Origin of the sequence: Acetobacterium sp. MES1 (assembly GCF_002237635.1) — a bacterium.
Taxonomy (GTDB): domain Bacteria; phylum Bacillota; class Clostridia; order Eubacteriales; family Eubacteriaceae; genus Acetobacterium; species Acetobacterium wieringae.
Map to the genome: position 1 here is coordinate 1 of NZ_MJUY01000012.1, position 25,072 is coordinate 25,072.

The 25,072-nt window shown below is 43.5% G+C and carries 31 protein-coding genes and 1 pseudogene; 9 read left to right on the forward strand and 23 right to left on the reverse strand.

The window, feature by feature from the left end; genetic code table 11:
- Positions 1-288: 288 nt before the first annotated feature.
- The 20 genes and pseudogenes from BI182_RS03635 to BI182_RS03725 form a co-directional block, all read right to left on the reverse strand.
- Complete coding sequence (locus tag BI182_RS03635; RefSeq protein WP_286805607.1) at positions 289-1,071, reverse strand: hypothetical protein; 783 nt, start codon at positions 1,069-1,071, stop codon at positions 289-291.
- 40 nt (positions 1,072-1,111) lie between these two features.
- Positions 1,112-1,414: a hypothetical protein gene (locus BI182_RS03640; protein WP_286805609.1), complete on the reverse strand. Its 303-nt coding sequence runs from the start codon at positions 1,412-1,414 to the stop codon at positions 1,112-1,114.
- A 147-nt stretch (positions 1,415-1,561) separates the two neighbouring features.
- On the reverse strand, positions 1,562-3,163 hold the full coding sequence (locus BI182_RS03645; RefSeq protein WP_286805611.1) for a terminase large subunit: 1,602 nt from the start codon (positions 3,161-3,163) through the stop codon (positions 1,562-1,564).
- 35 nt (positions 3,164-3,198) lie between these two features.
- Positions 3,199-4,176, reverse strand: a complete 978-nt coding sequence (locus tag BI182_RS03650) for an N-acetylmuramoyl-L-alanine amidase (protein WP_286805613.1) — start codon at positions 4,174-4,176, stop codon at positions 3,199-3,201.
- Positions 4,177-4,314: 138 nt separating this feature from the next.
- Entirely contained in the window at positions 4,315-4,509 is a 195-nt protein-coding gene (locus BI182_RS03655) for a DUF6900 domain-containing protein (protein ID WP_286805615.1), read from the reverse strand.
- A gap of 102 nt (positions 4,510-4,611) precedes the next feature.
- Positions 4,612-5,061 (reverse strand): gamma-glutamylcyclotransferase family protein, encoded by a 450-nt coding sequence (locus tag BI182_RS03660; protein WP_286805617.1) that lies wholly within the window; start codon positions 5,059-5,061, stop codon positions 4,612-4,614.
- A gap of 37 nt (positions 5,062-5,098) precedes the next feature.
- Positions 5,099-5,998, reverse strand: coding sequence for an amidoligase family protein (locus BI182_RS03665; protein ID WP_286805620.1), 900 nt, complete (start codon positions 5,996-5,998; stop codon positions 5,099-5,101).
- Between the two features lie 99 nt (positions 5,999-6,097).
- Complete coding sequence (locus BI182_RS03670; protein WP_286805622.1) at positions 6,098-6,802, reverse strand: virulence protein; 705 nt, start codon at positions 6,800-6,802, stop codon at positions 6,098-6,100.
- Positions 6,799-7,041, reverse strand: a complete 243-nt coding sequence (locus tag BI182_RS03675) for a DUF4314 domain-containing protein (protein WP_286805624.1) — start codon at positions 7,039-7,041, stop codon at positions 6,799-6,801. Before BI182_RS03675 ends, BI182_RS03670 begins: the two co-directional genes overlap by 4 nt.
- Positions 7,038-7,247 (reverse strand): hypothetical protein, encoded by a 210-nt coding sequence (locus BI182_RS03680; RefSeq protein ID WP_070372629.1) that lies wholly within the window; start codon positions 7,245-7,247, stop codon positions 7,038-7,040. Before BI182_RS03680 ends, BI182_RS03675 begins: the two co-directional genes overlap by 4 nt.
- Before the next feature lie 91 nt (positions 7,248-7,338).
- Positions 7,339-8,577, reverse strand: coding sequence for a site-specific DNA-methyltransferase (locus BI182_RS03685; RefSeq protein ID WP_286805626.1), 1,239 nt, complete (start codon positions 8,575-8,577; stop codon positions 7,339-7,341).
- A gap of 91 nt (positions 8,578-8,668) precedes the next feature.
- The gene (locus BI182_RS03690) at positions 8,669-9,211 is read right to left on the reverse strand and encodes a P27 family phage terminase small subunit (RefSeq protein ID WP_070372631.1); all 543 of its coding nucleotides are present in this window, start codon (positions 9,209-9,211) and stop codon (positions 8,669-8,671) included.
- A gap of 108 nt (positions 9,212-9,319) precedes the next feature.
- Entirely contained in the window at positions 9,320-9,673 is a 354-nt protein-coding gene (locus BI182_RS03695; RefSeq protein WP_286805629.1) for an HNH endonuclease, read from the reverse strand.
- An 86-nt stretch (positions 9,674-9,759) separates the two neighbouring features.
- Positions 9,760-10,035, reverse strand: coding sequence for a signal peptidase II (locus BI182_RS17230; protein ID WP_353744738.1), 276 nt, complete (start codon positions 10,033-10,035; stop codon positions 9,760-9,762).
- 426 nt (positions 10,036-10,461) lie between these two features.
- The gene (locus BI182_RS03700; protein WP_286805630.1) at positions 10,462-10,878 is read right to left on the reverse strand and encodes a sigma-70 RNA polymerase sigma factor region 4 domain-containing protein; all 417 of its coding nucleotides are present in this window, start codon (positions 10,876-10,878) and stop codon (positions 10,462-10,464) included.
- A 1-nt stretch (position 10,879) separates the two neighbouring features.
- Positions 10,880-11,146, reverse strand: a complete 267-nt coding sequence (locus BI182_RS03705; protein WP_353744739.1) for a hypothetical protein — start codon at positions 11,144-11,146, stop codon at positions 10,880-10,882.
- Positions 11,147-11,191: 45 nt separating this feature from the next.
- A pseudogene (locus tag BI182_RS03710) lies at positions 11,192-12,545 on the reverse strand (SNF2-related protein).
- Between the two features lie 33 nt (positions 12,546-12,578).
- A complete protein-coding gene (locus BI182_RS03715; protein ID WP_286805634.1) occupies positions 12,579-12,851 on the reverse strand; it encodes a VRR-NUC domain-containing protein in 273 nt (90 codons plus the stop codon).
- A gap of 137 nt (positions 12,852-12,988) precedes the next feature.
- Positions 12,989-15,250 (reverse strand): phage/plasmid primase, P4 family, encoded by a 2,262-nt coding sequence (locus BI182_RS03720; protein WP_353744740.1) that lies wholly within the window; start codon positions 15,248-15,250, stop codon positions 12,989-12,991.
- Complete coding sequence (locus BI182_RS03725; protein WP_286805636.1) at positions 15,247-15,696, reverse strand: DUF7768 domain-containing protein; 450 nt, start codon at positions 15,694-15,696, stop codon at positions 15,247-15,249. Before BI182_RS03725 ends, BI182_RS03720 begins: the two co-directional genes overlap by 4 nt.
- Positions 15,697-15,939: 243 nt before the next feature.
- Between BI182_RS03725 and BI182_RS03730 the strand changes: the two genes are divergently transcribed.
- The 7 genes from BI182_RS03730 (at position 15,940) to BI182_RS03760 (ending at position 21,307) form a co-directional block, all read left to right on the forward strand.
- The gene (locus BI182_RS03730; protein ID WP_286805638.1) at positions 15,940-16,287 is read left to right on the forward strand and encodes a DUF1413 domain-containing protein; all 348 of its coding nucleotides are present in this window, start codon (positions 15,940-15,942) and stop codon (positions 16,285-16,287) included.
- Between the two features lie 473 nt (positions 16,288-16,760).
- The gene (locus BI182_RS03735; RefSeq protein ID WP_286805640.1) at positions 16,761-17,030 is read left to right on the forward strand and encodes a hypothetical protein; all 270 of its coding nucleotides are present in this window, start codon (positions 16,761-16,763) and stop codon (positions 17,028-17,030) included.
- Complete coding sequence (locus BI182_RS03740) at positions 17,014-17,343, forward strand: DNA ligase (RefSeq protein ID WP_286805642.1); 330 nt, start codon at positions 17,014-17,016, stop codon at positions 17,341-17,343. The genes BI182_RS03735 and BI182_RS03740 overlap by 17 nt, the downstream gene beginning before the upstream one ends.
- Positions 17,340-18,494 carry a DUF2800 domain-containing protein gene (locus BI182_RS03745; protein ID WP_286805644.1) on the forward strand — a complete coding sequence of 385 codons (1,155 nt, stop codon included), beginning with the start codon at positions 17,340-17,342 and terminating at the stop codon, positions 18,492-18,494. Before BI182_RS03740 ends, BI182_RS03745 begins: the two co-directional genes overlap by 4 nt.
- Positions 18,478-19,041, forward strand: a complete 564-nt coding sequence (locus tag BI182_RS03750; protein ID WP_286805646.1) for a DUF2815 family protein — start codon at positions 18,478-18,480, stop codon at positions 19,039-19,041. Before BI182_RS03745 ends, BI182_RS03750 begins: the two co-directional genes overlap by 17 nt.
- A 70-nt stretch (positions 19,042-19,111) precedes the next feature.
- Positions 19,112-19,240 (forward strand): hypothetical protein, encoded by a 129-nt coding sequence (locus BI182_RS03755; RefSeq protein WP_286805648.1) that lies wholly within the window; start codon positions 19,112-19,114, stop codon positions 19,238-19,240.
- A gap of 84 nt (positions 19,241-19,324) precedes the next feature.
- Positions 19,325-21,307 carry a DNA polymerase gene (locus BI182_RS03760; RefSeq protein ID WP_353744741.1) on the forward strand — a complete coding sequence of 661 codons (1,983 nt, stop codon included), beginning with the start codon at positions 19,325-19,327 and terminating at the stop codon, positions 21,305-21,307.
- Positions 21,308-21,355: 48 nt separating this feature from the next.
- Here the strand turns inward: BI182_RS03760 and BI182_RS03765 are convergent, their stop codons facing one another.
- The 3 genes from BI182_RS03765 to BI182_RS03775 all read right to left on the reverse strand — a co-directional run bounded on the left by BI182_RS03765 (position 21,356) and on the right by BI182_RS03775 (position 22,857).
- Complete coding sequence (locus tag BI182_RS03765) at positions 21,356-21,853, reverse strand: RNA polymerase sigma factor (RefSeq protein WP_286805652.1); 498 nt, start codon at positions 21,851-21,853, stop codon at positions 21,356-21,358.
- A 295-nt stretch (positions 21,854-22,148) separates the two neighbouring features.
- Positions 22,149-22,478 carry an HTH domain-containing protein gene (locus tag BI182_RS03770; RefSeq protein WP_286805654.1) on the reverse strand — a complete coding sequence of 110 codons (330 nt, stop codon included), beginning with the start codon at positions 22,476-22,478 and terminating at the stop codon, positions 22,149-22,151.
- Between the two features lie 172 nt (positions 22,479-22,650).
- Positions 22,651-22,857, reverse strand: coding sequence for a hypothetical protein (locus BI182_RS03775; protein ID WP_286805656.1), 207 nt, complete (start codon positions 22,855-22,857; stop codon positions 22,651-22,653).
- A gap of 128 nt (positions 22,858-22,985) precedes the next feature.
- On the opposite strand from BI182_RS03775, the gene istA reads away from it, so the two are divergent.
- Together istA and istB are read left to right on the forward strand one after the other, a co-directional pair.
- Positions 22,986-24,230 carry an IS21 family transposase gene (istA, locus tag BI182_RS03780; RefSeq protein ID WP_286805657.1) on the forward strand — a complete coding sequence of 415 codons (1,245 nt, stop codon included), beginning with the start codon at positions 22,986-22,988 and terminating at the stop codon, positions 24,228-24,230.
- Entirely contained in the window at positions 24,224-25,012 is a 789-nt protein-coding gene (gene istB / locus BI182_RS03785; protein ID WP_228881953.1) for an IS21-like element helper ATPase IstB, read from the forward strand. The genes istA and istB overlap by 7 nt, the downstream gene beginning before the upstream one ends.
- The last annotated feature ends 60 nt before the right edge of the window (positions 25,013-25,072 follow it).

Consider the following 25,072-nt stretch of genomic DNA (forward strand, 5'->3'; position numbering starts at 1 on the left):
GCACTCATTTGCAAATACATTTACCCGGTCAGAGAAGGTCGTAACTTCTTTAGGGACGTCAAAGCAAAGCAATGTCGAGGCTTCTTATATAGAGTAGCTTAAATAGCTCAATAAATCAATTAGGCAGATGGGATTCTGTCTTTTTGCCATGCTCAAAATTCAATAAGGACACACAAAATAAAGAAGTTTACGACTTATATTCGATAAACTTCTTCTTGTCTTTTGAAATTCGCTTAACTTAATGACATTGCCTCGAGTGAGATGCCTTGATTGAAGTAAATAAAAAAATTAGTTTAACTGATCTTTAACGTCCTCATACGCAAATAATGGTATATCATATAATTCTCCAAAATTTTGATATATAATTTGTGATGCTTTAAGAATGTTTTTCATTGAAGAATTAATCGTTGGTAGATAAAAACCGATTTCCTTTGCAGTAACCACTACTCTTTTATCTGGGACACAGCAAAATTCACCAGGTATATTTGAAAATATTTTCTGGCATCTTAACTCTCGCAATATCAGCGGGACTTTTATTCTCATTCTTTTTTCACCATACCCCAACCCCTTTATTTCACTGATATAGTGAATAAAAGGTAAATAATCATTTTTTTGATTCGCATGTTCTAAACTTGATATTATTTCATCCCAGTGTTCTACTAATACTTCTATGCTTGAAAAAATATCTGATCTAAAAGATACCTTTTTTCTTGGAACAATTCCAGTGCAAGATTGCAGCGTTTTTTTAGCATTTTCTTTGCAATGAGCCGTTTCATACAAAATAAATTCTTTATCTCTCCATAAATCTGGATTATCTAGTTTGTTTGCTTTTAGATAAGTTGTAAAAAAAGCAGCATTCTCCCAATAGGTTGGTCTTGACCAAAATGATGCAAGAATGAATAACAGAAAGAGATCGTTTTCCTTTAACAAATCTAGAAACATATTTTCTCCGTCGTTCACTGAAATTCTAAAATCAGATGTCCAACCTCTATATTTATTATCTTCTGTCAGATTAATATATGGGATCTGGTTCTTGTTATTGATTACTGCTGCTACTAGTTTATCTTTCATCGCTTCCCCTTAAAAACCAAGTCGAATTTTTATCACCCTGTTATTTGGCATTGCTACTGAATTTAATATATTTGTTAATTGCAGTCCTTAAACTAGATAATCCGTTTTTGTCTTTTGGCAGATTAACTGTACCGGGAATTTCGCTAGCATATTCAAAAGAAAGCATATCAAGAACAGAAGTGCATCTATCTTTTCGGTACTCTGTATCCAAATTTAAATCTGTTCCTAAATATTCTGTGAAGGCTTCCTCCACACGTCTTGCCCTTGAAACATTATCACTGGTTTGTCGTTTATCTCTGCCATCTACATCCATCAACCAATTTGCAAACTCATTATCTTTCATAAATACACCTTCAGTTTGGAATAAAGATTTTTCTGTTTTTCATTCTATCATAAGCAGGGGTAGCTGTAAATGTAAATATTGCGTTATAAGCAACTCTTGACATCCAGGTATTTAGAATAATCTTTAACATTCTAATGTTATAACAAGTCACAATATTAATATCCCTCTTTCATCATAGACACTTCCACCGATATTCCCACCACAACGAATCGCCCGGTCCAGTGCCATAATGGTAGCCACAGCCCCATCAATCCGCTCGGTGGATTTCTCCTTATCCGGTTTGATATTTCCAGCCGGGTCAGTCCGGACAAAAATGTTGTCCATCATCCACCTGAGCACCGGATGCCCGCCATGGGCGATTTTCTCTTCCAGGGTCAGCTTCATCAGCTCTTTGGTTGGGGGCGACATATCCTTAAACCCCTGTCCGAAGGGAACCACGGTAAATCCTAAACCTTCGAGGTTTTGTACCATCTGAACTGCTCCCCAGCGGTCAAAGGCGATTTCTCGGATATTATATTTGGTACCCAGTTCATCAATGAAGCTCTCAATAAAGCCGTAATGGACCACATTTCCTTCGGTGGTCTGCATGTGGTTTTGCTTTTCCCAAACGTCATAAGGTACATGATCCCGCCTGACTCGTTGTTCGATGTTTTCCTCTGGAATCCAGAAAAAAGGCATAATGACATACTTTTCATCATCGAACTTTGGGGGAAAGACCAGCACAAAGGCGGTAATGTCAATCGAACTGGAAAGATCGAGGCCACCATAGCATTCTCGACCAAGTAGATCATGAGGATCGATCGTCTCACTACACTGATCCCACTTCTCCATCGGCATCCACCGGACGGATTGTTTGACCCATTGATTCAGTCGCAGCTGCCGGAAAAGGTTCTCTTCTGCCGGGTTTTCCTTAGCATTTTCACAGGCTACCTGGATTTTTTCAATGTCAACGGTGATGCCCATGGAAGGATTGGCCTTTTGCCAGACCTTCGGGTCGGTCCAGTCCTCGTTTTCTCCGGCACCATAGATAACCGGATAAAAGGTGGGATCAATCTTCCGTCCAGCCAAGATATCCTCGGCTTTCTGATGGACTTCCCAGCAAATGGAATGTCGATCCGTTCCAGCGGTGGTGATTAAAAAGTAGAGGGGTTGCTTTCTAGCATCACCGGATCCATGGAGCATGACGTCATAGAGATTTCGATTAGGTTGGGCATGTAATTCGTCAAAGACCACGCCATGAACATTAAGTCCGTGTTTCGTGTAAGCTTCGGCGGACAATACCTGATAGAAGCTACCCAACGGTTTATAGACCAGTCGCTTTTGGGATAAGATCGGTTTGATCCGGGATTTTAAAGCTGGACACTGATCGACCATGTCCACCGCCACATCAAAAACGATCGAGGCTTGCTGTCGATCCGAGGCACAGCCGTAAATCTCACCGCCGTGCTCATAATCGCCACAGGTTAAGAGCAGTGCCACTGCGGCAGCCAGCTCACTCTTCCCTTGTTTTTTGGCTATCTCAATGTAGGCGGTGTTGAATTGCCGGGCCTGGTTGGGTTTTAGAATCCCAAAGACATCCCGGATGATCTGCTCCTGCCAATCAATCAGTTCAAAGGGCTGGCCATGCCATTGGCCTTTGGTATGCTTAAGGCAATTGATAAATGAAACCGCTAAATCAGCGCGATTCTGATCGTAGAAGGAAGTTTTCTGTATGAACGGGGTTTGCTGATAAATGTCTAAATGGCGCATGATAGCCAGCTCCTTTTTGAAAATTAGTAGTTGTTTTAAACATTAAAATAGGCTAGAATCCCTTCCAGAATTCCTTGTGCTTCCAACTCAGCACCTCCATTACTAAAGAAATGGCAGTCGCTCGGGGAGGTGGCAAACAGACCTTCGGTAATAATCGCTGGCATATTGGAATAAGTGACATCGGAATCATCCCGCTGAATAATCCCCCGGTTGCTTAATCCCATGCGATTACACAGCCCATTAAGCACCAGCCGGGCCAGTCTTAAGCCGTTGGTACTCCCGGGATAACAAATGACCAAGGTACCACTGGATTCCGGACTGGCTGATCCATTGTGATGGATGCTGACAAAAATATCAGCATTGTTCTCATTGGCAATGGCCGGACGGTCACTTAAAGGCATCCAGCGGTCATCGGTTCGGGTATACACAACGCTGAAACCTCGTTCCTTAAGCAATTGCCCCAGTCTCAGGCTCACCACCAGGTTCATATCCTTTTCCTGCAGGTTGCCGCTGGCCCCGGGATCGGATCCACCGTGACCGGGGTTGATGCACACCAACTGGCCATTGCCCGTGCCATTAGGGGGAGTGGTCGATGTTGGTTTAGATATGGGTGTGGTCGTTTCGGTCTGGTTTGCCGCCATTGGTATTTCGATGCCCAGAGCTTTTAACGTTTCATTCCCAACAATCCCATCAACAGCTAAACCATTTCTTTTTTGAAAATCTGTGATGGCTGCCAGGGTTTCTGAGCCGACAGCCCCATCGATTGCGAGGTGGTAGCCCTTCTTTGTCAGCGCTTCCTGAATCAATCTGATTTCTCCCATTAAGGCAGCATCGGAAAGATCCCCATAGATGCCATCCGGCTCTAAACCATGATAGGCTTGCAAGGCCAGTACGGCTCCCTGAGTTTGGCTACCAAAGTCGCCATCCACCGTTCCGGCGTCGTAAGCGCAGAAATTTAAATCATTTTGTAATTGAGCCACAGCGGTACCCATGGTTCCTATTTCAAGATTCATGTTTTTTCCTTTCCTCGTTGCCAGTAAAAAAAGACAACAAAAAAACACCCCTTTGCAGAGCTGCCTAAAAGTTTATATTCTATTTAAAGGACAATATCACTACGAGAAAAAGGCTGGTTTTCAGCCCTTTCAAAAGTTTTAAGCTTGTTTCTTTCCGTATTCGAAGGCCTGAATCAATGCTTCTTTAAGGCCCCAAACCGAAATGTCCAGGAAATCTTCGTGGTCGTTGTGCCTTGTTTCAAGGTCCCCTCTTTGTTCGATGCTGTAGAATGCTTCCTTGGCAATTTTCAAAAGTTTCTCGTAATCTTTTGGGTTAATTTTTTGTTTTTTCATGGCGTTTGCCTCCTTTGCTTTTGTTGTGTACATATTAGCTCTAAGTGACACTTATAGCAAGCTAAATCGCTATAAAAAACACTTTATATTATTCAAAAGACACTATTTCATTATAGCTTCGGTTGAATCACTAACCGCCCGTCGCAGGATATCAATATCAAACCCTGCGGTCTTGTAGCCTTCCAGAATAACGCTGTAGTAGTAACAGCTTGGCAGCCCCAAGGGCCGGTTCTCGTTCATGAGGTAAACCATGGCTTTGGTAAGGCGTTTACCGATAGCGACGGTGATGGTTTCTTTTCGATAAAGAATCGGCCAGCCTTCGTAGTGGTCCAGGGCTGCTTCATCTTCGGGGGTGATTTCCCACACCAGCACCGGCACCCGGCTGCTTTGTTGGGGTTTTATTGTGGCCACAGCGCCATCGTGAGGCCCTTTAAACAGCAGTTGGTAGCCTTCAAGGGCAAGTGTTTCGACAACCCGGGCGGTGGGGCAGCGTTTGGCCATTTGGGCCAGATTTAAGTTTGAGCCATAGGCCAGATACAGTTTAGTCTTCATGAGTATTCTCCTTCTTTCCTTTTGAACCAGGGGCAGCTCATGCCACCCCGTGCCGCCAGGCTGCCGAGCCGGTGAGGGCCGCGGTTAAGTGCTCGCGGCAGTTGGCAAACTCGCTCCCGATAAAGCCGATGCGGTTTAAGTAGGTTCGCATGGCAAACTTTTCATTTTCAACTTGAGGCTTTTTGGCAGAAGCACACTTTTGGGTTAAGGCCTGGTTGTTGATGGCCAGAGCCAAAACAATGTAGCTTCTAATTTTTCCGGCGTGGAGGGTACTGTTGAACCCCCGCAGCTCGACCGTGTGGTGGCCGGTAAAAAAGCTGTGCAGGTTCAGAAAATGGTAGCGGCTGTTGTGGTAGTGGGTTCGGCGGCTGTCGTTGTAGCCGTCGTACCAGATATCTTCAAGTTCTGCCATGGTGGTTGGCTTCTTATTTTTCAGCTTTTCAATCAAGATGCCATCCATCTTTTTGCAGTAGACCATGCGCTGAGGCGCAATCTCCAGGGCTTTGTAGAAAAGGTCGTTCTTACTGGCAATGATGTTAATGAAGTTTTTAATGCTGCGGGGTGAGTGGTCTTGCCCATTCAGATGGATGTGGATGCCGCAGGAGCTGTTGGTAAAAGCTCCTGCGCGTCTGAGCAGCCGCACCAACTCCTGCAGAGTCTTAATGTCTTCCCGGTAGGAAAGGATCGGGCTGACCAGCTCGACGCTGTAGTCTCTGGTAGCTGCTACCTTTCGTCCCTGCGATTTTTTCTGGCAGTTGATGCTGCCGTCGCTCATAAACTTCCACACTCGACCATCCGGGGCGGTGACCTTTTTGGTGTCATAGTAGGACCCTCCTTCTTCGTAGGTACCGTTTAGGAAGCTGGCGGCAACCTCAGCAGCCTTTTCTCTGGTAATCCCAGTAAACTCAATCTCGATTCCAAATTTTGCTGTTAACATCGTTTCGTACTCCTTTAAAGTGTATTTGTTCCTTTTGTGTGTACATATATCACTCTAAACGACATTAATAGCAAGTCAATTTGTAAGAAAGCAAAAGAATTATTTTGTCTCTGGCTGATGCCCGCTTTTAAAAGCGGCACTGCCTGACAGCTTCGACAGCAGAATCTTGCGGGTGGTTTTGTAGTCTTCTCCAATAAACCCCAGCCGTAGCAGAAAGCAGCGGAAGGCGTACTTTTCATTCTCGACGACCTTGGCTGTAGATGAGATGCGCTTTTGGGTTTTGGCCATCTCACAGATGGCTGCAATAAACTGGGTGTAGGCTAGGATGGCTTCAGGCTCCGAATCGGCTTTAAACCAAGGGAAGGAAATGGTTTCCTCGGACTGCTCAATCGGTAGGGCTTCAATACCAAGGGCTTTTTTAATCAGCTCACCTTTTCCTGTAATTAGATTTTCAAGGTTTGTCATGGATTTATCGGTGAAGCCATCTTTGGGTATTTCAATAGTAAGGATGTCATCGTCTAAAATATCAGTTTGGGTTTCGACTTCGGTTTGAATTTCAGTTTGAATTTCTGCTTTTTCAAAAGTGAATCCTTTGAGCAGCAGGTCTTCCAGTAAGGTAGCGACTACCGTTTCGGCAGTCGCTTCGGAAACAATCAGGGTTCCTTGCTTATCCACCTCAAAGCCGCCAATGGTGTAGGCAAAGGATGGTACCCCTTGGTAGACGGGCTGAATGCGAAGGATTTCGCCAATAGCTGCCACCAGCGTCTTTCGATCACAGTCTGTAAACTGGTATTTCATTGTCATGGCCGCTCACCATTTTCCCTTTCGGCTTCACCGTTTCTATCAATCACCAGCCAGGAATCAACCCCAGCGATTAACCCTAAGCGGCTTCCACAGTCCCAGCGAACGTGAATGGTGCCGATGGCGTCAATACAGTCCACCGTACCGGTGGCCCCTTTAGGAAGCGTCGAGTAAGGATCATACATGTAAATCAGCTGAACCCGGTCGCCTTTTTCAACATTTGTTAAGTTTTGAGGTTTCATTTTTTGCCACCTCTTTTCTTTTTACCGTCGAGAACCAGCTCAAAGCGCTTTTCATCAATCAGTCCTTGTAGTTCTGTGGGACCGTAGATGAGCACTTCGTCGCCATTTTCGCTGGTGTCCGCAAGGACAATGTCTTTACCATAGCGACCGACTACCTGGTAGACTTTCTTTTTGTTTCCGGTTGTAAATAATGTACCTTTGTTCATGATCTTATCTCCTTTAAATGTAGTTTTGTTGTGTCTATATATCACTCAAAAGGTAGTTATTAGCAAGTAGTATTTGACATAACTAGTTTGTTTATTCGTCTTTTAAAAGGTCGGAATAAGGAATCGTAGCACCATTTCGAACAACAGAAATCCCATCTTCGGTACCAGTGGTTTCGGCATAGCGTTTGACAATCACATCGCAGTATTTGGGATCCAATTCTGAGGTGTAACAGACACGTCCCATCTGTTCACAGGCAATCAGGGTGCTGCCGCTGCCACCAAAGGAATCCAACACGATGTCGCCTTCTTTGCTGGAGTTACCGATAAAGTAACCGCAGAGCCCCACTGGCTTCATGGTAGGGTGTTCACCGTTCCTGAGCGGTTTGTCAAACCGGATTAGAGTAGTCTGCTTCCGATCGCCATACCAGGCATGGCCAGCGCCGTCTTTCCAGCCGTAAAGGACCGGTTCATGCTGCCACTGGTAATCCTGTCGCCCCATGACCAAGGAATTCTTGACCCAGACAAGGCATTGCCGCAGGACATAGCCAGCTTCTTTAAAGGCTGTTCTAAAATTGTAACCTTCGCTGTCGGCGTGGAAAACATAGATGGGAGCACCTTTTTTCGATTGTTCAAACATCCGGGTAAAGGCTGCGGTTAAAAACTCCAAGAAGGCTGCATCCCCAAGTTTGTCATTTTGAATCTTCAGTTTTTCCTTAGTGCCGCCCTGGTAGTCGACGTTATAGGGGGGATCGGTCAGAACGAGGTCCGCCAGCTGACCATCCATCAGGATATCCATATCGTCTTTGATGGTGGAGTCCCCACAGATGAGTCGGTGTTTTCCCAGCAGCCAGACATCACCGGCTTGGGTCATCGGGGTGGTGATCTCACCCAAAGCCTGATCGGGATCAAAGTCATCCTCCAGGGCATCCGGTTCACCAAAGAGTTCATTGATTTCGGCCATGTCAAAACCAGTCAAGGAAAGATCAAAGCCGCTATCATCAAGATCCTTTAGCAGATCTGTTAACAGCGGCATATCCCAATCTCCGGAGACCTTATTCAGGGCAACGTTTAAAGCCTTTTCTTTTTCATCGTCCATATCGACAACCACACAATCCACTTCTTTTTCACCCAGCTGGGTTAACACCTTAAAACGTTGGTGACCGCCAACAATGTTGCCGGTGCGCTGGTTCCAAATGACCGGTTCCACATAGCCGAACTCTGTAATGGAGCGCTTGAGCTTTTCATACTCGGCATCGCCGGGTTTGAGATTTTTCCGGGGATTGTATTTGGCGTGTTTAATTTTCTTAATAGGTATTTTTTGAATTTCCATTTATGTTTTTCCTTTCGTAATTTCATCTTTTTCGTTTTTAACCATCGGTTGCCAGATGAACGAAAATGATTTAGAAACCATTATCACGAGATTATTCACCCCGTCGGGCAGTCAGTAGCCGTTCCATCACATCGTCGTGGGGATTGCTGCCTTTAAATTCCTGAGAACAGTTTTCTTTAACCACTTGATAGATTTGATACCAGAGGTTGTTAGACAGCTTCATAAAACTCTGCGACATGGCAACGAAAGGTGACGGGATGGCATTGCCAGTGGTCGGGTGCTTAGCCAGAAAGCCAAACTCGGTAATCGATTCTTCACACTGGATCCAACGAGAAACCGCCATGGCGTACTGCTCGATTAATTGGGCAGAGACATGCTGGGCGCAACCCCGTTCAGCTAACCACTGCCAAGTAATTTCATAGACTTCAGCTGCCATCAGCGGTTTGCCATTTTTCTGGGTGGCACTAAGATAATCTTTGGGTGGCGGCATATCCTGGCCTTCCAGCTTGGCGGTATCTGAAAATTCCAATACCGTCAACTTTCGTTTGCCGGGGTTACCATCCATCAGCTTGTCCACTAATGCTTTTTTCTTTTTTCCGGCTCCAACTCTGGAACCACCGTGTCCGTTGGCCATCTAAACACACCGTCCTTTCATGTTTTTTCCTATACGACCTCTTGAAATCGCGACTTTTCGCGCGTGGCCCCCTACCCGTTGCATTTGCAACACGTTTTAGCGATTTGACTATCCCCACCGGCCACCTTCTCGAGCCGTGATGGTAGAATGACAGCTGCTGCACAAAGCCATCAGGTTATCTTCATCATGATTACCACCTTTAGCTAAAGGTTTGATGTGGTGAACTTCCTGGGCTGGCGTTAGCATTCCGTTCTTCAAACACATCTCACAAAGCGGGTGGGCTTTGATGTAACGGTCACGGATGCGTTTCCATGCCCAGCCGTAACGTTTCCGGGTCTCAGGGTCACGCTGATACTTATTGTAATGCTGCTCCGATAGTTTTTGGTGTTCCTCGCAGAACCGGCCATCGGTTAATTCTTTACAACTGGGATAGCTGCAGGGGCGCTTGGGTTTTCTAGGCATGGTGTTCACCTCTTTCAGGGCATAAGAAAAGCCCTCACAGGATTTCCTGTAAAGGCTCAATTGGTTTTATTAATTTGAATACTTAATCATATTCTTATAATCTCTAAAAGCTTCTTTGTCAAACAACCTGTAAACAACCAGGTTATTAACTGATAAGCAATCATGCTAATTCCAACCAACAGATAAACGTCAGCCAGATTAATTGCAACGAAATTCCTTAACACAATCCAATCAATGGCTTTTCCATAATAAGTTAGAGTATTGATAAGATTGCCAAGGTTTCCCACCAACATCAGGGTCAGTCCCAATTTGACTAAATCGTACCCCTTTGCTCTGCTCACAAGAAAAATAAAAGTCAGCAAAAAATCATCTTGCCTGCGTAGATTAAAAGAACGGAGTAGTCACCATCCAGAAGTTTTAAACAGGTATCAACGTTCTCAACGAAACCAATTGATAAAACATTTTTAATTATTTCAAACTTGATCCGGGTGCTTTCAATGACAAACTTACTCCCAAGATCGATGGCAACAAGAAGAATTAGAACAATCCAATAGTTTAGCTTTTTCATAGAGCTACTATACCATAGATCTGGATTGCAGGGATCAACTAATTAAATCAGGTTTGATATTTTTTCTGTGGTTACAAAGATAGTATTTTATTTTACGAGCAAGATATTCACCTCGTTTTGGGCATAAGAAAAGCCACCATGAGATTTCTCCCGTGGTGGCCTGCGCCTACTTTTTTCACAATACCATTATACCACATTGGGCACTAACATCAACTCTCATTTACTCTCCACTTGCGTTGACCACGATTTTCTTCAAAGCTCGATCACGCATCCGATAGGTGTGCTGGATACTAAAGCCCATCTTGATGGCAATTTCCTCCCAGGTACAACCGCAAAGGAACCGAAGTTCAAGCAAAGTCTGGAATTCCTTATTGTCGACAGCTTTAATGCTGGCAACAATCCGCCGCTTAATGTCGATCAACTGATGAATGTCACGGTCAATTTCAATTTGAAGGTCAACAATCTTTGCAACGGTATCCGCCATCGAAGAATTGTTCTGATTGGGTTTGCGAGGCATATCACTGATGGTAGCAGTGCATTTTGTAGCCAGTTCATTTAAAGAATTAATCTGTTCCAGTTTACTGTCAATTCGAAGATCCAACCGGTAAGCTTGGCTTAAAAAATCCAAAGCAGTCATTTCATCCCACCTCCATTTCGCAAACTTTTTTTAGCAGGACTTCGCCATCCAGTGAGGAGAGCATTTCAAACCATCCAGATCGGAAGAAGCGCTCAACAGCACCTCGTTCATTCTCATTTTTAATGACTTTATCTCGCAGCGCTATTTTTTGAGGATCATTATCAAGGTCTGGTGTGTGGGGATGATGCTTCAAGAAACGAATTGCTTTTCGGTAGTCTTTAACTGCCTGTATAATAATCGCATTGACTAAACTTTCATAGGGTTCCATAATCGTACCTCCGAAAAATAGTTCCTCAGATTGTCATTGATTGTCTCAGATTTTCAAATCAGCTTTCACCGCATCAATCAGTGATTGCTGTGTAAGGTTCTTTTCAGACAAGGACTTTAAGATCTGCTCGTCAATTGTACCTTTTGTGATAAGGTGCATGATAACCACGGTTTTGCTGTTTTGTCCCTGACGCCATAGGCGGGCGTTGGTCTGCTGATACAGCTCAAGCGACCAGCATAAGCCAAACCATATCAAGGTTGATCCACCAGATTGCAGGTTTAGTCCGTGCCCAGCTGAAGCCGGATGAATCACGGCTACCGGAATTTTCCCGGCGTTCCAATCAGAAATGTCCTGACTGGATTTGATATCCCTGACATTAAAACGTTTTTTTATGCGCTGCAGGTCATGCCTGAACCAATAGGCGACGAGAACCGTCTTTTCATTGGCAGCTTCAAATAAATCCTCCAAAGCGTCCAGCTTCTTGTCATGGAATTCAATGGTATCGCCATTATCAGAATAAGTGGCTCCGTTGGCCAACTGGCAGAGCTTGCCAGTAAGGGTGGCGGCGTTGGCAGCAGTAATATCACCATCTGTTGTTTGAAGAACCAGATCACGCTTTAATTCCTCATAGCGTTCTTTTTCAGAATCCGACAGCAGCACCTCCTGCTGATTGATCAGAAGCTCTGGCATCTTTAGATGATCCGTCGATTTCATGGAGATTGTAATATCTGAAATGCTGGAATAGATCGCTTCTTCGGCACCGGGTAGTGGTTTATATGAAAAAATGACCTGGCCATTACGTTTGTCTGGTTTAAAATAGCTGGTGCGATACTGGCCAATGAACCTTCCGAGACGTTCTCCCAGATCAAGCAGTCTAAACTCTGCCCATAAATCCATCAGGCCGTTAGAACTTGGCGTTCCGGTTAGACCAACCACACGTTTAACTTTCGGTCTAGCTTTCATTAAGGATCGAAAACGCTTTGACTGGTGATTCTTAAACGACGACAATTCATCGATGACCACCATATCAAAATCAAAGGGAACACCGCTTTGATCCATTAGCCACTGCACATTTTCTCGGTTGATAATATAAATATCAGCTTGTTTGGATAATGCTGTTTTACGCTCAGGCGCTGTTCCCACAGCAACCGATACAATCAGTCCGTTGAGATGCTCCCATTTTTCGATTTCTGATGACCATGTATTTCTTGCCACTCGCAGCGGGGCAATTACCAGAACTTTATGAACATCAAATCTGTCAAACAAAAGATTATTAACGGCTGTCAGCGTAATAACAGTTTTGTCAACCCAAGCCCATATCCAACAGCAGGGCTGTAATTTCATGGTTTTCAACATACTCAATCGCATATTTTTGATAGTCATGTGGTATGAACTTCATGTGGCATCACCTCCAATTTTTTTAGTTCTGTTTTCATATGCCATCAAGGATCGTTCCAATTTTTCCTGCATCGTCTAGAACATAAACTGCAAAGCCCAGAAGCTTTAACATCTCATGCCTTACCATTTGCAATGGCCGTGGTTTTTTACCGGGAGCCTTCACTTCGATAAATGCCAGTCTCCCACCAGGTAGAAGTACTAATCGGTCTGGCATTCCATCTAAACCCGGAGAGACAAACTTCGGGCAGATACCGCCTTGCTTTTTTACTTCCAAAGCTAACTTCTTTTCAATCTCTTTTTCTCTCATTCTCGTACCTCATCAAAATTTAGGTGTCAGTCATTACCCTCAATACATAAAACCCCCTATAGAAGATTTTTGATTAAAAAACTTGCTAAGGCGAAGTTATGTATATGAGGATAATGAGGTTCACCTGTGACAATCAGTTATGGTTGATTCAAAAAATCTTCATCTTTTACACGCACTCCATAGATGAAAGAGCCTTTATTTGTCTTTTTGCGCGTAAATCCTGCGAGTTCAACTGCTGCATAAAAATCGGTCGTGCTTCTCGTATACTCACCATTACGTGCACAGTAATCACGATATTCTTGATAAAAGGCTCCGGACTTCTGAGAATAGTCCGGACCGATTTCGCAGCAATCATCCAGGAAGTTTGCCATCCAGTCATTGTTCTCTCTATAGGTATCAATTGCCTTACGAACACACTCAGGCGGCGACAAATGAAAGTTCTTACGTATTACCTTCACAGCTCCTTCAACAATCCAGCTTAGGATATATGGACCAGCCTCATTGAAGAGGTAGTCGGCATAATTCTTCGTATCACTAGAACCTTCAATCTTAGCATCGAAAGGAATGACAATCAGACGACGCCACGTCCCTGCATCATTGGCACCTACACGAGGCAGATGGTTCGTATAAAGCACCATCGTATGCGAAGGAGTGAACTTGAATGGGTCTTTATACTTTTTTTCAGCCATAATCTCGTCTGTAGAACAAAGCTGTTTAATAATGGAAGTATTAAGACGCATGCCCTCCTCAAGCTCTGCAGCGATGATGAGCCGCTTGCCTTTTAGCTCTGCCATTTCAGGCTTCACATTTCTACGACAGCCAACCGTCAAAGTGTCTGCAGACAAGGAACCGGAATACGTACCAAGCACTCTGGATATAGCATTCCAGAAGGTCGATTTTCCATTACGGCCTTCCCCATAAGCAATGATGATGGCCTCCATGTAAACCTTACCGATTGCAGCAAGGCCTACAATCTGCTGGACATATTCAATAAGCTCTGCTTTATTACAAAAAAAGGTACGAAGGGCTTGTTGCCAGATATCTTTGCCCTCTTCGCCGGGCTTACTATTGGTCTGCTTCGTAATAAAGTCAGCGGCTTCTGGAATCCTACTTTCACCCGTTTTTAGATCAATCGTTGCCCCGGGCGTATTAAGTAAGAACTCATCCTTATCTAAATCTGATGCACTGTGTTGCAACATCGGTTTTGCCGCCTGAAGCGCCGCAGTAACATATTTCATATCACGACGCTTCAGCACAAACTTCTTATAAATAGTCGCAGCGGTATACATACCATAAGCTGTTTGCTGTTCTTCGTTCATATCTCCTAGGCCCTTACCGGTAATGATAGCTGCTTTTTCTAGACCAGCTTTAATACATGATTCAAGTGTTGATGCTACTTGTACTTCAGCGTCAGCAAGCTGCTCATCAAGAAACTCCTCCATAGCACCGACTGCCTTCTGCTTTGACTCCACCCATTTTTCACCGTCATATCTTAAATAATCAGTAGCCTCGGTGAAGCAAAGCTTTGCATCATATTCACGAGCCAGCACTTTGGCCTGCCCAATATCGGAGTAGTCTGCAGGTTTTAACGAAACAGCACTTAAATCTTTGTTAAAATCATCCGGTGCCACATACCCTTCCTGCTCCTGAACCTTTTTAGCAAACTTCACTGCGCTATTCCAAATGGTATTCAGTTCACCCTCCTCGATGGAGGTCTCACATTTTTCTGCTTCCTTTAAAAAAAGTTCGTGTGCTGTATCTCCAATACCATAACGTTTCAAAACTCTGCCTGCGTAATGCGACAGGGTTTTGTTACGTCTGCCTGCTGGAATCAAGGAGGTGTTTGTTATAGCTTCGTCAAAATCCTCGTCGACATCCTCAAGTACATCAAGGACAGAGAGCCAACCTTCATGCCAGATCACTTCTTCGGCATCAGCACCATAGATAAACCGTGCCGCATCGAGTGCATTATCATCGAAGAACGGATACTGCGCATAGATTGCCTTCTTTAAATTGGCATACATATCCGCACCCGTTACGACATCGATTGAGAAGTAGACATGAAACTTAGGTCTGGCTGCTTTACCGTCCTTCGACACCATGTTATGGCGACTGGGGGCAATCGCATAAGAAACGTCCGGCATAAGCTCTTCCAAAACTTCTGGTGTGATCCACTCCTCTGGATTTTCTGTTTGGTCATTATCGCAATCCATGACGATAACACCAGATTTAATGAAGTTATCTGCGCTTCGGTAGTTGTTCTTATACTCAGCACAAGCGTGATCGAGCTTCACTGTTTCCTTAAGCTCATCCGCCGAGGTTACAACTTTTTTATTGGGGTAGATGCAGTTCTTCTGATTACCGGTACAGTCTGCAGTAAAAATCGTTAGTTGCATCATTCAATATCCTCCATGTCCTCGGTAAAATAGCGAATGCTCATGTGGCGTCTTTTCGCTTTATTAATCTCCCGCTGCATCCCATTCGTGATGATTTCGCCAAACACCCATAACTCATTACACTTCCCTAAAAAGACCAAAGCCATAAACAGCCCAAGCTCCCGTTCTTCCGGATCATCATCTGAAAGATATAAAGGCAGCAGTAGGTGTGGCGCAAAGGCAATGGCATTTCTCTCAAAAACAGCGAATTGACTATACAGCTTTGCTTTTTCTGTGTTGCTTTCTACATCACCGGCATAAGGTGAGCAGATATACACAATCGGTTTAAAAACCTTTTCTGCTTTTTTTATGTTCGATAACGCTTCATAAGCGGTTGGATCGGGATAGCCTTCACTGTTTTTCTTATCCACTCCACCGGTACCATATTTACATCGCTTCTTCTCGTTCATAAGCGAACCTCCTTAAAAAGATTTGAGCGGCATTAATACCCCTCTACTAGTCCTAGGACAGAAACCGCTACTTTGAACGAACTTTTTAAATAATTGTTCTTATTTAAGCATCCGGTTTTATCAGATTAAAATATTACAATTTTTATCTTGACAAAAGGTATGTCCCAGCCTTATAATTGACTCAAGCTTAGGGACACGCATTTCGCATGTCCTTATCATTTTATTCTATAGGAGGAACAAATTATGTCTACTACAGTCAAATTTACTATTTCCGATGAAAACTACGGTGACCTTTGCAAACGCGCAGCTGCACTAAAACTTTCAATTCAAGATTACATCCGCAGAGAATTATTTGAAGAATACAACACCATTACTCCAATGGAAGCTGTTAATAAGGCCATGTCAAATTATTCCAAAGGCGATACTTTCACAGTTCCCGAAATCTTCGGAGAAGCTTGGGACCTTCCTAACGGTGTAGCTGGTCAATTTGGGAAGAAGTTCTACGCTCTTGTTGAATCTGAGTACAGCACCAAAATTCGTTTTACTGGCAATTACAACAGCAAAAAACATGCAATTTATGAAATTCTATAGTCAGGAGGTGCGCAATGAATCGAGCTCAAATAAATATTCTCATAAGAGATTCAATCATTCGTTACGTGATTAGATACTCTACCTTTCCTACGCGTGAAGCAATACAACTGCTAGCCCAAAGATATAATGTTCCTAAACAAGTTGTTTCTGGGAATATATCCTGGATTGTAAGATCAAATCAACTTAATATCATGCGCTGCAAGCCAAACTCGTATTTGTACTAACCCATAATTATCATGAGGGAATCCATATTCTTTGGATTCCTTTTTTTACATACACTGACTATTTCAAGCATAAGTAATTTGGACCACGAACGGGAATTTCAAGCTAAACGAATCTTTGTAGAAACTACGAACTAATTAATTATTTATTTTTCTTCCTTATGAGAGCGACAGCAGACATGAACAATCTGCTGTCTTTTTTTCGTTCATTTCCGTTCTAAGTGTCCTAGGACTATTGAAGGACAAAAAAATATGGGGTTTGAAAAAAAACAAACATTTTTCGTTCAAACCACTCAAAACTGTCCTAGGACTATTAGAGAGGTAGTAAATCCACTCGGAAATGGAGGTAACATCATGCAAACACCGACGGCTTCAAAAGACCAGCAGCTTGATGAAGAGCTAGCTGACACCCTCACAGCCATTAGCGTTGTATCCAAGAGACTGGCCAAGAAAATCAAGGCCTTGTCTGCAATGGAACAAGAAAAGAAGGAAGGAAGAGTTTCAAATGAGCAAAATGAATGAACTTAGTCAAATTCTTACTGAACTGAAGGACTGCGGCCAAACTCTTATTAACGTTGCTGACTCGCTTACGGAAATTTTCTCAAGTACAGACGTTGAGTCCGACGATGTTATGGAAGCCCCGGCAGCACCAATAGAAGATCCAGAACCTGAGATTTCGTTCTTGGATGTTCGTAAGAAGTTTGCAGATATGTCCAGAGCTGGACATACCGAAGCCTTGAAGGAACTACTAAAAAAATATGGTTCAGATAAGCTCTCCGGCATAGAGTCATCACAATATGCCGCATTACTCGCGGATGCGGAGACAATCCAATGAGTGTAAAACACGCACTGCTTTCTGCCTCATCTGCACACCGGTGGCTTTCTTGCCCGCCATCCGCCCTACTTAGTAAACAATTTGAAGATGTGCCCAGCCATTTTGCGCAAGAAGGTACCGATGCCCACGCCCTGGCGCAGTTCAAACTTGAGCGACTGTTGGGGATTAACACAAAAGACCCAACTGAATCACTAAAATTTTACAATGAAGAAATGGCCGACCATGCGGATGATTATTCAGCCTTTGTACTTGAACAGGTTGAAAAAGCAAAAGAAACCTGCTCCGATCCACAGATCCTTATTGAACAGAAACTCAGTTTCTCAAGCTACGTCCCAGAAGGGTACGGGTATGTTGACTGTTTGATTGTCGCAGACGGCACGCTTACCGTGATTGACTTTAAATACGGAATTGGTCTTAAAATTTCAGCAGAAAGCAACCCCCAAATGTTCTGTTATGCGCTTGGAGGCTTGGCTCTTTTTGATGGGATTTACGAAACTAATAATATCCGGCTGATCATTTATCAGCCACGCAAAGAAAATATTAGCGAGTACAACATCTCTAAGAATGAACTCATCAAGTGGGCTGAGGAAGTCTTGGCCCCGACTGCACAGTTAGCTATCAAAGGCGAGGGTGAGTTTAAGGCTGGCAAACATTGCCGGTTCTGCAAAGCCAAAGCAACCTGCAGAAAACGTGCACAATACAATTTAGAGCTCGCAAAATATGACTTCGATGAACCCGCCACGCTCGATAAACAGGAGATCGCAGCTACCCTGACAAAGATAGACATGCTGGTTTCCTGGGCTAATGATGTCAAGGAATATGCTCTAAAGGAAGCGCTGCAGGGTACCAAGTTTGAAGGTTTCAAATTAGTTGCCGGTCGGTCCAACAGGAAGTTCGCTGACGAAGCTGCAGCCGCAGATATCGTGATTTCTGCTGGTAAAGATCCCTATGAGAAAAAGCTGCTCGGCATCACCGCTATGACAGCACTTCTCGGTAAGAAGACATTTGAAGAAATCCTTGGTGGGTTAATAGTTAAACCGCCTGGAAAGCCGGTCCTTGTAACCTCTGATGACAAGAGACCTGAACACAACTCAGCATATCAAGATTTTAATGAAAATTTGGAGGAAATAAATCATGACAAAAACAGTTAATCCGTTAAAAGTAGTTACTGGCCCTAATACCCGCTTTAGCTATGTGAATGCCTGGGAGCCCAAGTCCATTAATGGGGGCACGCCTAAGTACAGCGTATCGCTTATCATTCCTAAAACAGACACGAAAACTATCGAAAAAATAAATGTTGCAATAAATGCAGCTTATCGAGAGGGTGAAGGAAAACTCAAAGGCAGTGGTCGAACGGTACCACCTCTTTCAAGCCTTAAGATCCCGCTTCGCGATGGCGATGTAGAACGACCTGACGATCCGGTCTATGCAAATGCCTATTTTATGAATGCTAACAACAACTCGGCTCCTGGTATTGTTGATGCCGACCGTCAACCTATCATCGATCGTTCAGAAATTTATTCCGGTGTTTATGGTCGCGCTAGCGTTAACTTCTTTGCCTTTAATACCAACGGGAATAAAGGGATTGCGTGTTCACTCAATAACCTGCAGAAGCTCCGCGATGGCGACCATCTTGGCGGCAAGTCTAACGCTGAGGACGACTTCGCTACTGATGCAGATGACGACTTCCTTTCCTAATTGGTAACAAGACAATCCGGGTGGCAGGCTTTCCTGCCGCCTAAGACAATCAAAGAAATGAGGAAATTAAATGAAAACTATTCTTGTTATTGAACTGATTGCTTTATACGGGATATTTATCGTCGGAGCTCTACTCTGGGTCATTAAGGATATTAATGATGCCATTAAAAAAGCAAATAAAGGCAAAGAAAAACTTTGATTCACTGGATAAGTTTTAATTATTTGGGCGGTGGCAACCCTGTTGCCGTCCTTATTCTTTTGAAAGGACGATGATATGGAAGATATAAAAACACTTTCTCTTGACCTGGAAACCTACTCAGATGTGGATCTTGGTAAATGCGGCGTCTATCGCTATGCAGAATCTCCTAACTTTGAAATTCTTCTGTTTGGGTATGCCATTAATGGCGGTGAGGTGTATGTGATTGACCTGGCTTTGGGTGAAAAAATCCCGGATGATATATTAAATGCCTTAACCGACAATAACATCATTAAGTGGGCCTTTAACGCTTCCTTCGAACGTGTCTGTTTATCCTATTGGCTTAAAAAGCACTACCCATATAAATTTCGTAGCTACAGCATCCCGGAGGACACGGTTGGAGCTTATCTTGATCCCTCTTCGTGGCGTTGCAGCATGGTATGGTCAGCCTATATGGGCTTACCGCTTTCACTTGAAGGCGTTGGTACCATTCTAAAACTCGACGTGCAAAAGCTAAAAGAAGGCAAAGACCTCATTCGCTACTTCTGCATCCCGTGTAAGCCTACCAACGTCAATGGTGGTCGAACCCGCAATTTACCTGCGCATAATTTATCTAAATGGCATCTTCTTGAAAAATACAATATCCGAGATGTTGAGGTAGAACTGGCTCTTAAGAAGCGCTTAGAAAGCTATCCTGTACCCGAGTTTATTTGGGATGAATACCATTTAGATCAGGAGATCAACGATAGAGGTATTCTGATTGATATGGTGGTTGTTAAAAATGCCATCATCTTCGATGAGAAGTCCAGAGAAGAACTCACTACTACAATGAAGGAACTTACTAAACTTGATAATCCAAACAGCGTCCAGCAGGTAAAAAAGTGGCTTTCCGATCATGGTGTGGAGACTGAATCGCTTGGAAAAAAGAATGTCGAAGCCCTTCTAAAGACCGTTCCGGAGGATCAACGTGACGTACTGCTACTGCGCCAACAGCTTGCTAAAAGCAGCGTGAAAAAATATCAGGCCATGCACAACACAGTTTGTTTAGATGGTAGAGCTCGAGGCATGTTTTTATTCTATGGTGCTTCACGCTCTGGACGCTGGGCAGGCAGGCATATACAATTACAAAACCTTCCGCAACACCATATCCCTGATTTGGCCGATGCTCGTTCCCTTGTTAAGCTTGGAGATTACGAAGCCGTGAAACTTCTATATGAGGATGTGCCCGATACCCTCTCTCAGCTGATCCGAACTGCTTTTATTCCGAGACCAGGGTACAAATTTATCGTCAGTGATTTCAGCGCCATCGAGGCTAGAGTACTGTCCTTTATAGCTGGGGAACAATGGCGACTAGATGTCTTTGAGAACGATGGTGATATCTACTGCGCTTCTGCTTCTGCGATGTTCCATGTGCCAGTTGAAAAACATGGCGTGAATAGCCATCTTCGACAAAAAGGTAAAATTGCAGAATTAGCTCTAGGCTATGGCGGGAGTGTTGGAGCTCTTAAGGCTCTTGGCGGTTTAGAAATGGGCCTTTCTGAAGAAGAGCTGAAGCCGTTGGTTGATTCTTGGCGATCGTCAAACCCTAATATTACAAAGCTATGGTGGGATATCGATCGAGCTGTTAAAGAGGCCGTTCGCTTACGAACCCATACCAAAACCCATGGCATTAGTTTCTACTACCATAAAGGGATGCTTTTTATTGAGCTTCCTTCCGGCAGGAAGCTATCCTATGTAAAGCCCAAAATCGAACCAAACCATTTTGGTGGTGAGTCGGTAACCTACGAAGGAACCGGCGTCAATAAGAAGTGGGAACGTATTGAAAGCTACGGCCCAAAGTTTACTGAAAATATCATCCAAGCAATCAGTCGGGACATCCTGGCCTACGCTATGAAAACACTCCGCCACTGTTTTATTTGCGGCCACGTGCACGATGAAATAATTTTTGAATGTAGCAAGGATGTTTCTCTCGAAGTCATTTGCGATCAAATGGGAAAAACACCACCCTGGATAAAAGGTTTGGCTCTTAGGGCCGATGGCTTCGAAACAGCGTTTTATAAGAAAGACTAAAAAAAGGCGGTACTGATTTCAACATCAGCACCGTCTATTCTTAACACTTTAGATATAGTTTTTCAGACATTCTCTTAAAAATGCCATCAACTTCTTAAACTGATATTCAAAACTCGACTGCGCAATTGACATGATTCGAGCAATTTCTCGCTTAGAACGGCCCTCCATAATTAGTTTGCAGATACGTTGACTGCTGGGATCTAGCTTTTCGAGAGTCTTAAAAAGCTCTTCAAGAAGCATCTTTTCTGCAACAATCTCTGCAACGTCCTGTGCGTGGTCGTTTACGCTGAATCCATCTTCTTCAAGGCCTTCTAGTGATAGTATGCCACCTTCCTTTTTATGACTGCATTTAGAACAATCTTCGGTGCATCTTTTAAGGCCTCCCTTGCCGTCACTTACCCGGCAGAGTTTTTGCCGGTCATTACGTTTGTGCTCCGCCCAGATCGGTCTTTTGTAGGCTCTGTAGACCTCTTCTGTTACCGCTACCTCTTGACCTTCGAAGGTAAGGTAATACTGCTTTGTTTCTTGGTTGACTGTGTTATTCATTTTTGTTTCCTTTCCGCCAGATTAAACAGGCGGCAAAGGATACAAAAATAGGTCTGTGACCTAAGTACACAGACCCTTATCCCGAAAAAAAAGCGCAATAAAGAAAAGGTACTTATATTTCTCCACAACTATCCTTCAGATAGATGCGAAACAATATGTATCCTTTGCCATTATTGCAAATCAGGCATTCGATATTTTTTATTAACTAATTCCGGCCAGATTTTTACTTATGTCTGATAACAAGTGGCGCAAATAAATATCTTCTTCATCGTTAGTAATCCTTTCTTTATTGGGGTTATTCCGTATTTTTTAGAGCAAAATCCTTTAAAATACTATTCATGACAGCGAGGTCATCACTGGACAGTTGCGGGCTTAACCGTTCCAGCAATTCCTGTTGTCCAGGTTTCAGGTACTTCCGGTTTATGTAAAAACCATCAGCCACTTTCACACCTCCGCCATAACGACCACGGATTGTTTCCAGAGGATAAGAGAGCGATAGACTGTCAACATCATTTCGAATGGTCCTGATGCTGACGCCAAACTCAAACGCCAAGTTGTTCATCGTTTCATGCCTTCTATGGCATAAGGTTTCTATGATCTCTATGCGTCGTTCATTTGGCCCCATCGCTATCTCACCCCCTTCCTTTGCTCTATGTTTAAAGTATAAAAGTTAAATAGGCAGGTTCTTTGCCTATTTAGAAATAAATTTTAAAAATAAAAACGGCCAGGAAACACCCATAAAATGGGCATTCATCCTGGCCGTCTAGCAGCTCTTTGTTTAAAAAAATTTCTGTTGTTTATACGATCTTTTCATAGCTTTGAATTTCAAATTTATCATTCATCCGTGTAACTATCGTTATTACATCTTCTCGCTCAATTTTAAAAATTCCACCATTAGGAATTGTCGCACTAGTTCTATGTTTTTTATGAAGCACTTCCAAGAGACCTGTTTTTACGTTTCCCATACAGGCCATACGACCTTTGCAATCATGTATTCTTTCCATTAATAACCTCCACATTTTTGAAATATTTTTTGAAATTGTCAAAATCGGTGTTAAAATACCCATAATAAACGGTTGAAAATTCCCCAAAAACACGGTATGTTTCTTCTAAATATAAGGAGGACAACCGAATGATAACAATGGAGGAATATTACATGATCAAAGGTTTAAAAAACAAGGGAATGTCAATCATGCAGATTTCCAAAGAAATGGGTGTTGATCGAAAAACGGTCAGCAATTGGCTTAAGCGTAACGAACCGCCAGCATATCGGAAACGTCAGTTTCGGCAAGGAAAGCTTGATCCGTTTAAAGATTATATTCTGGAACGAATGAATGAAGGCTGTGTCAATGCCGCTGTGATTTTTGATGAAATTGCAGCCGACGGGTACCAGGGAAAAATGACGATTCTTCGGGAATTTATGAAACCATATCGTGAAAAAGCGTTAGCCAAAGCATCAATCCGCTATGAAACGCCCCCTGGCAAACAGGCCCAGGTTGACTGGGGAGAATTCGTTGTCACGATGCCCGATGGAAAGCTCAAGAAATTGTATGCATTCATCATGGTTTTAGGGCATTCCAGAAATTATTATCTTGAGTTCACGGAGAATTCGAAATTTGACACATTAATCGGTTGCCATGAACGGGCATTTGCCTATTTTGGTGGTGTAACAGAGAGCATTCTGTATGACAATATGAAAACTGTTGTTGCCCACAGTCACAAAACCGGCAACGATAAATGGAATCAGCGATTTTTGCGATTTGCCGAGCATCACCATTTTATTCCGGTTCGGCATCGGCCTTATCTGCCCCGTTCCAAGGGCAAGGTGGAACGCGGGGTCCAATATGTACGCGGCAATTTCTGGCCAAGAATCAAAAGCTTTTCAGATCTGGCCGAACTCAATGATCAGGCCCGGCTCTGGCTTGATACGAAATGCAACACCCGGCTACATCAGACGATTCACAAAATACCCCGTGAAATCCTGCAGGAAGAACAGCTGAAGCCGATGAACACCGAACCGTTTCTTGCTGTGGATCTGGTCAGCCGGAAAGTCATGAACGATTGCATGATCAGTTATCAGTCCAATTATTATTCCGTTCCCTTCCGCTTTGTTGGTCACCGTGTCGGTGTGCGGGATCTGAGCAATGGAACGATTGAAATCTATGATGAAACCGGTACCTTAATTGAATGTTACCGGAAACCGGCTCAAAAACATCAGGTCCAAAAAATGAAAAAGCACTTTGAAGGATTGAACAGTCAAAATCATAAAGCCAAAGCCCGCAAAGCACCGCTTATGATTCCAGAACAATCGCCCAAAGTGCATCAAAGACCGCTCGCAGTCTATGATTCTTTAGTCAGTGAGGTGTCCACATGGTAACCCATCACCTGAAGGAAGCTTTTGATCGTCTGAATCTCACGCATATGGCCGCTGTTTATGACCACCATGCTGAAGAAGCTTCCAAGGATAGTATATCCTATTTGGAGTTCCTGGACAAGCTGCTTTGGGCAGAAATTGATGCAAAAAGAGAACGGACAACTACGACGAACTTGAAACTTGCAAAATTTCCCTATATCAAGGCCATCGATTCATTTGACTTTGATTTCCAGCCCAGTGCCAATCAGCGTAAGATAAATGAACTGAAAACACTCGCCTTTGTGGAACGTTCCGAAAATGTCGTATTTTTGGGCCCGCCCGGCGTTGGCAAAACTCATCTGGCCGTAGGTTTGGCGGTTTGTGCGATCAAAAGTGGCTATACCGCTTATTTTCTCAGTGCACATGAACTGATTTCAATGATTCAGGAAAATATTGTTTCCGGGCGCATTCATCGCAAACTTAAAACACTGAATAAACCCAATATCCTGATTATTGATGAAGTTGGCTATGCGGCCATGGATGATGAAGTGGCTCATTACTTTTTTCAGATTGTTTCCAATCGCTATGAAAAAGGCTCAATCATTCTGACTTCCAACAAGTCCTACGGTAGTTGGGGTGATGTGTTTGGGAATAACGTCGTTGCAACGGCGATCCTGGATCGGCTGCTGCATCATTCCACAACGATCAATATCAAAGGCGACAGCTATCGGATCAGGGAAAAGAAAAAGGCTGGCTTCTATGATGTCAGCCTATATGAAAACGAATCGAACGATGCTAATGGGTAATTTTTACCGTTTATTTTGGGAAGTTTCAAAACGATATTGACAAAATCACATCGATTTTGA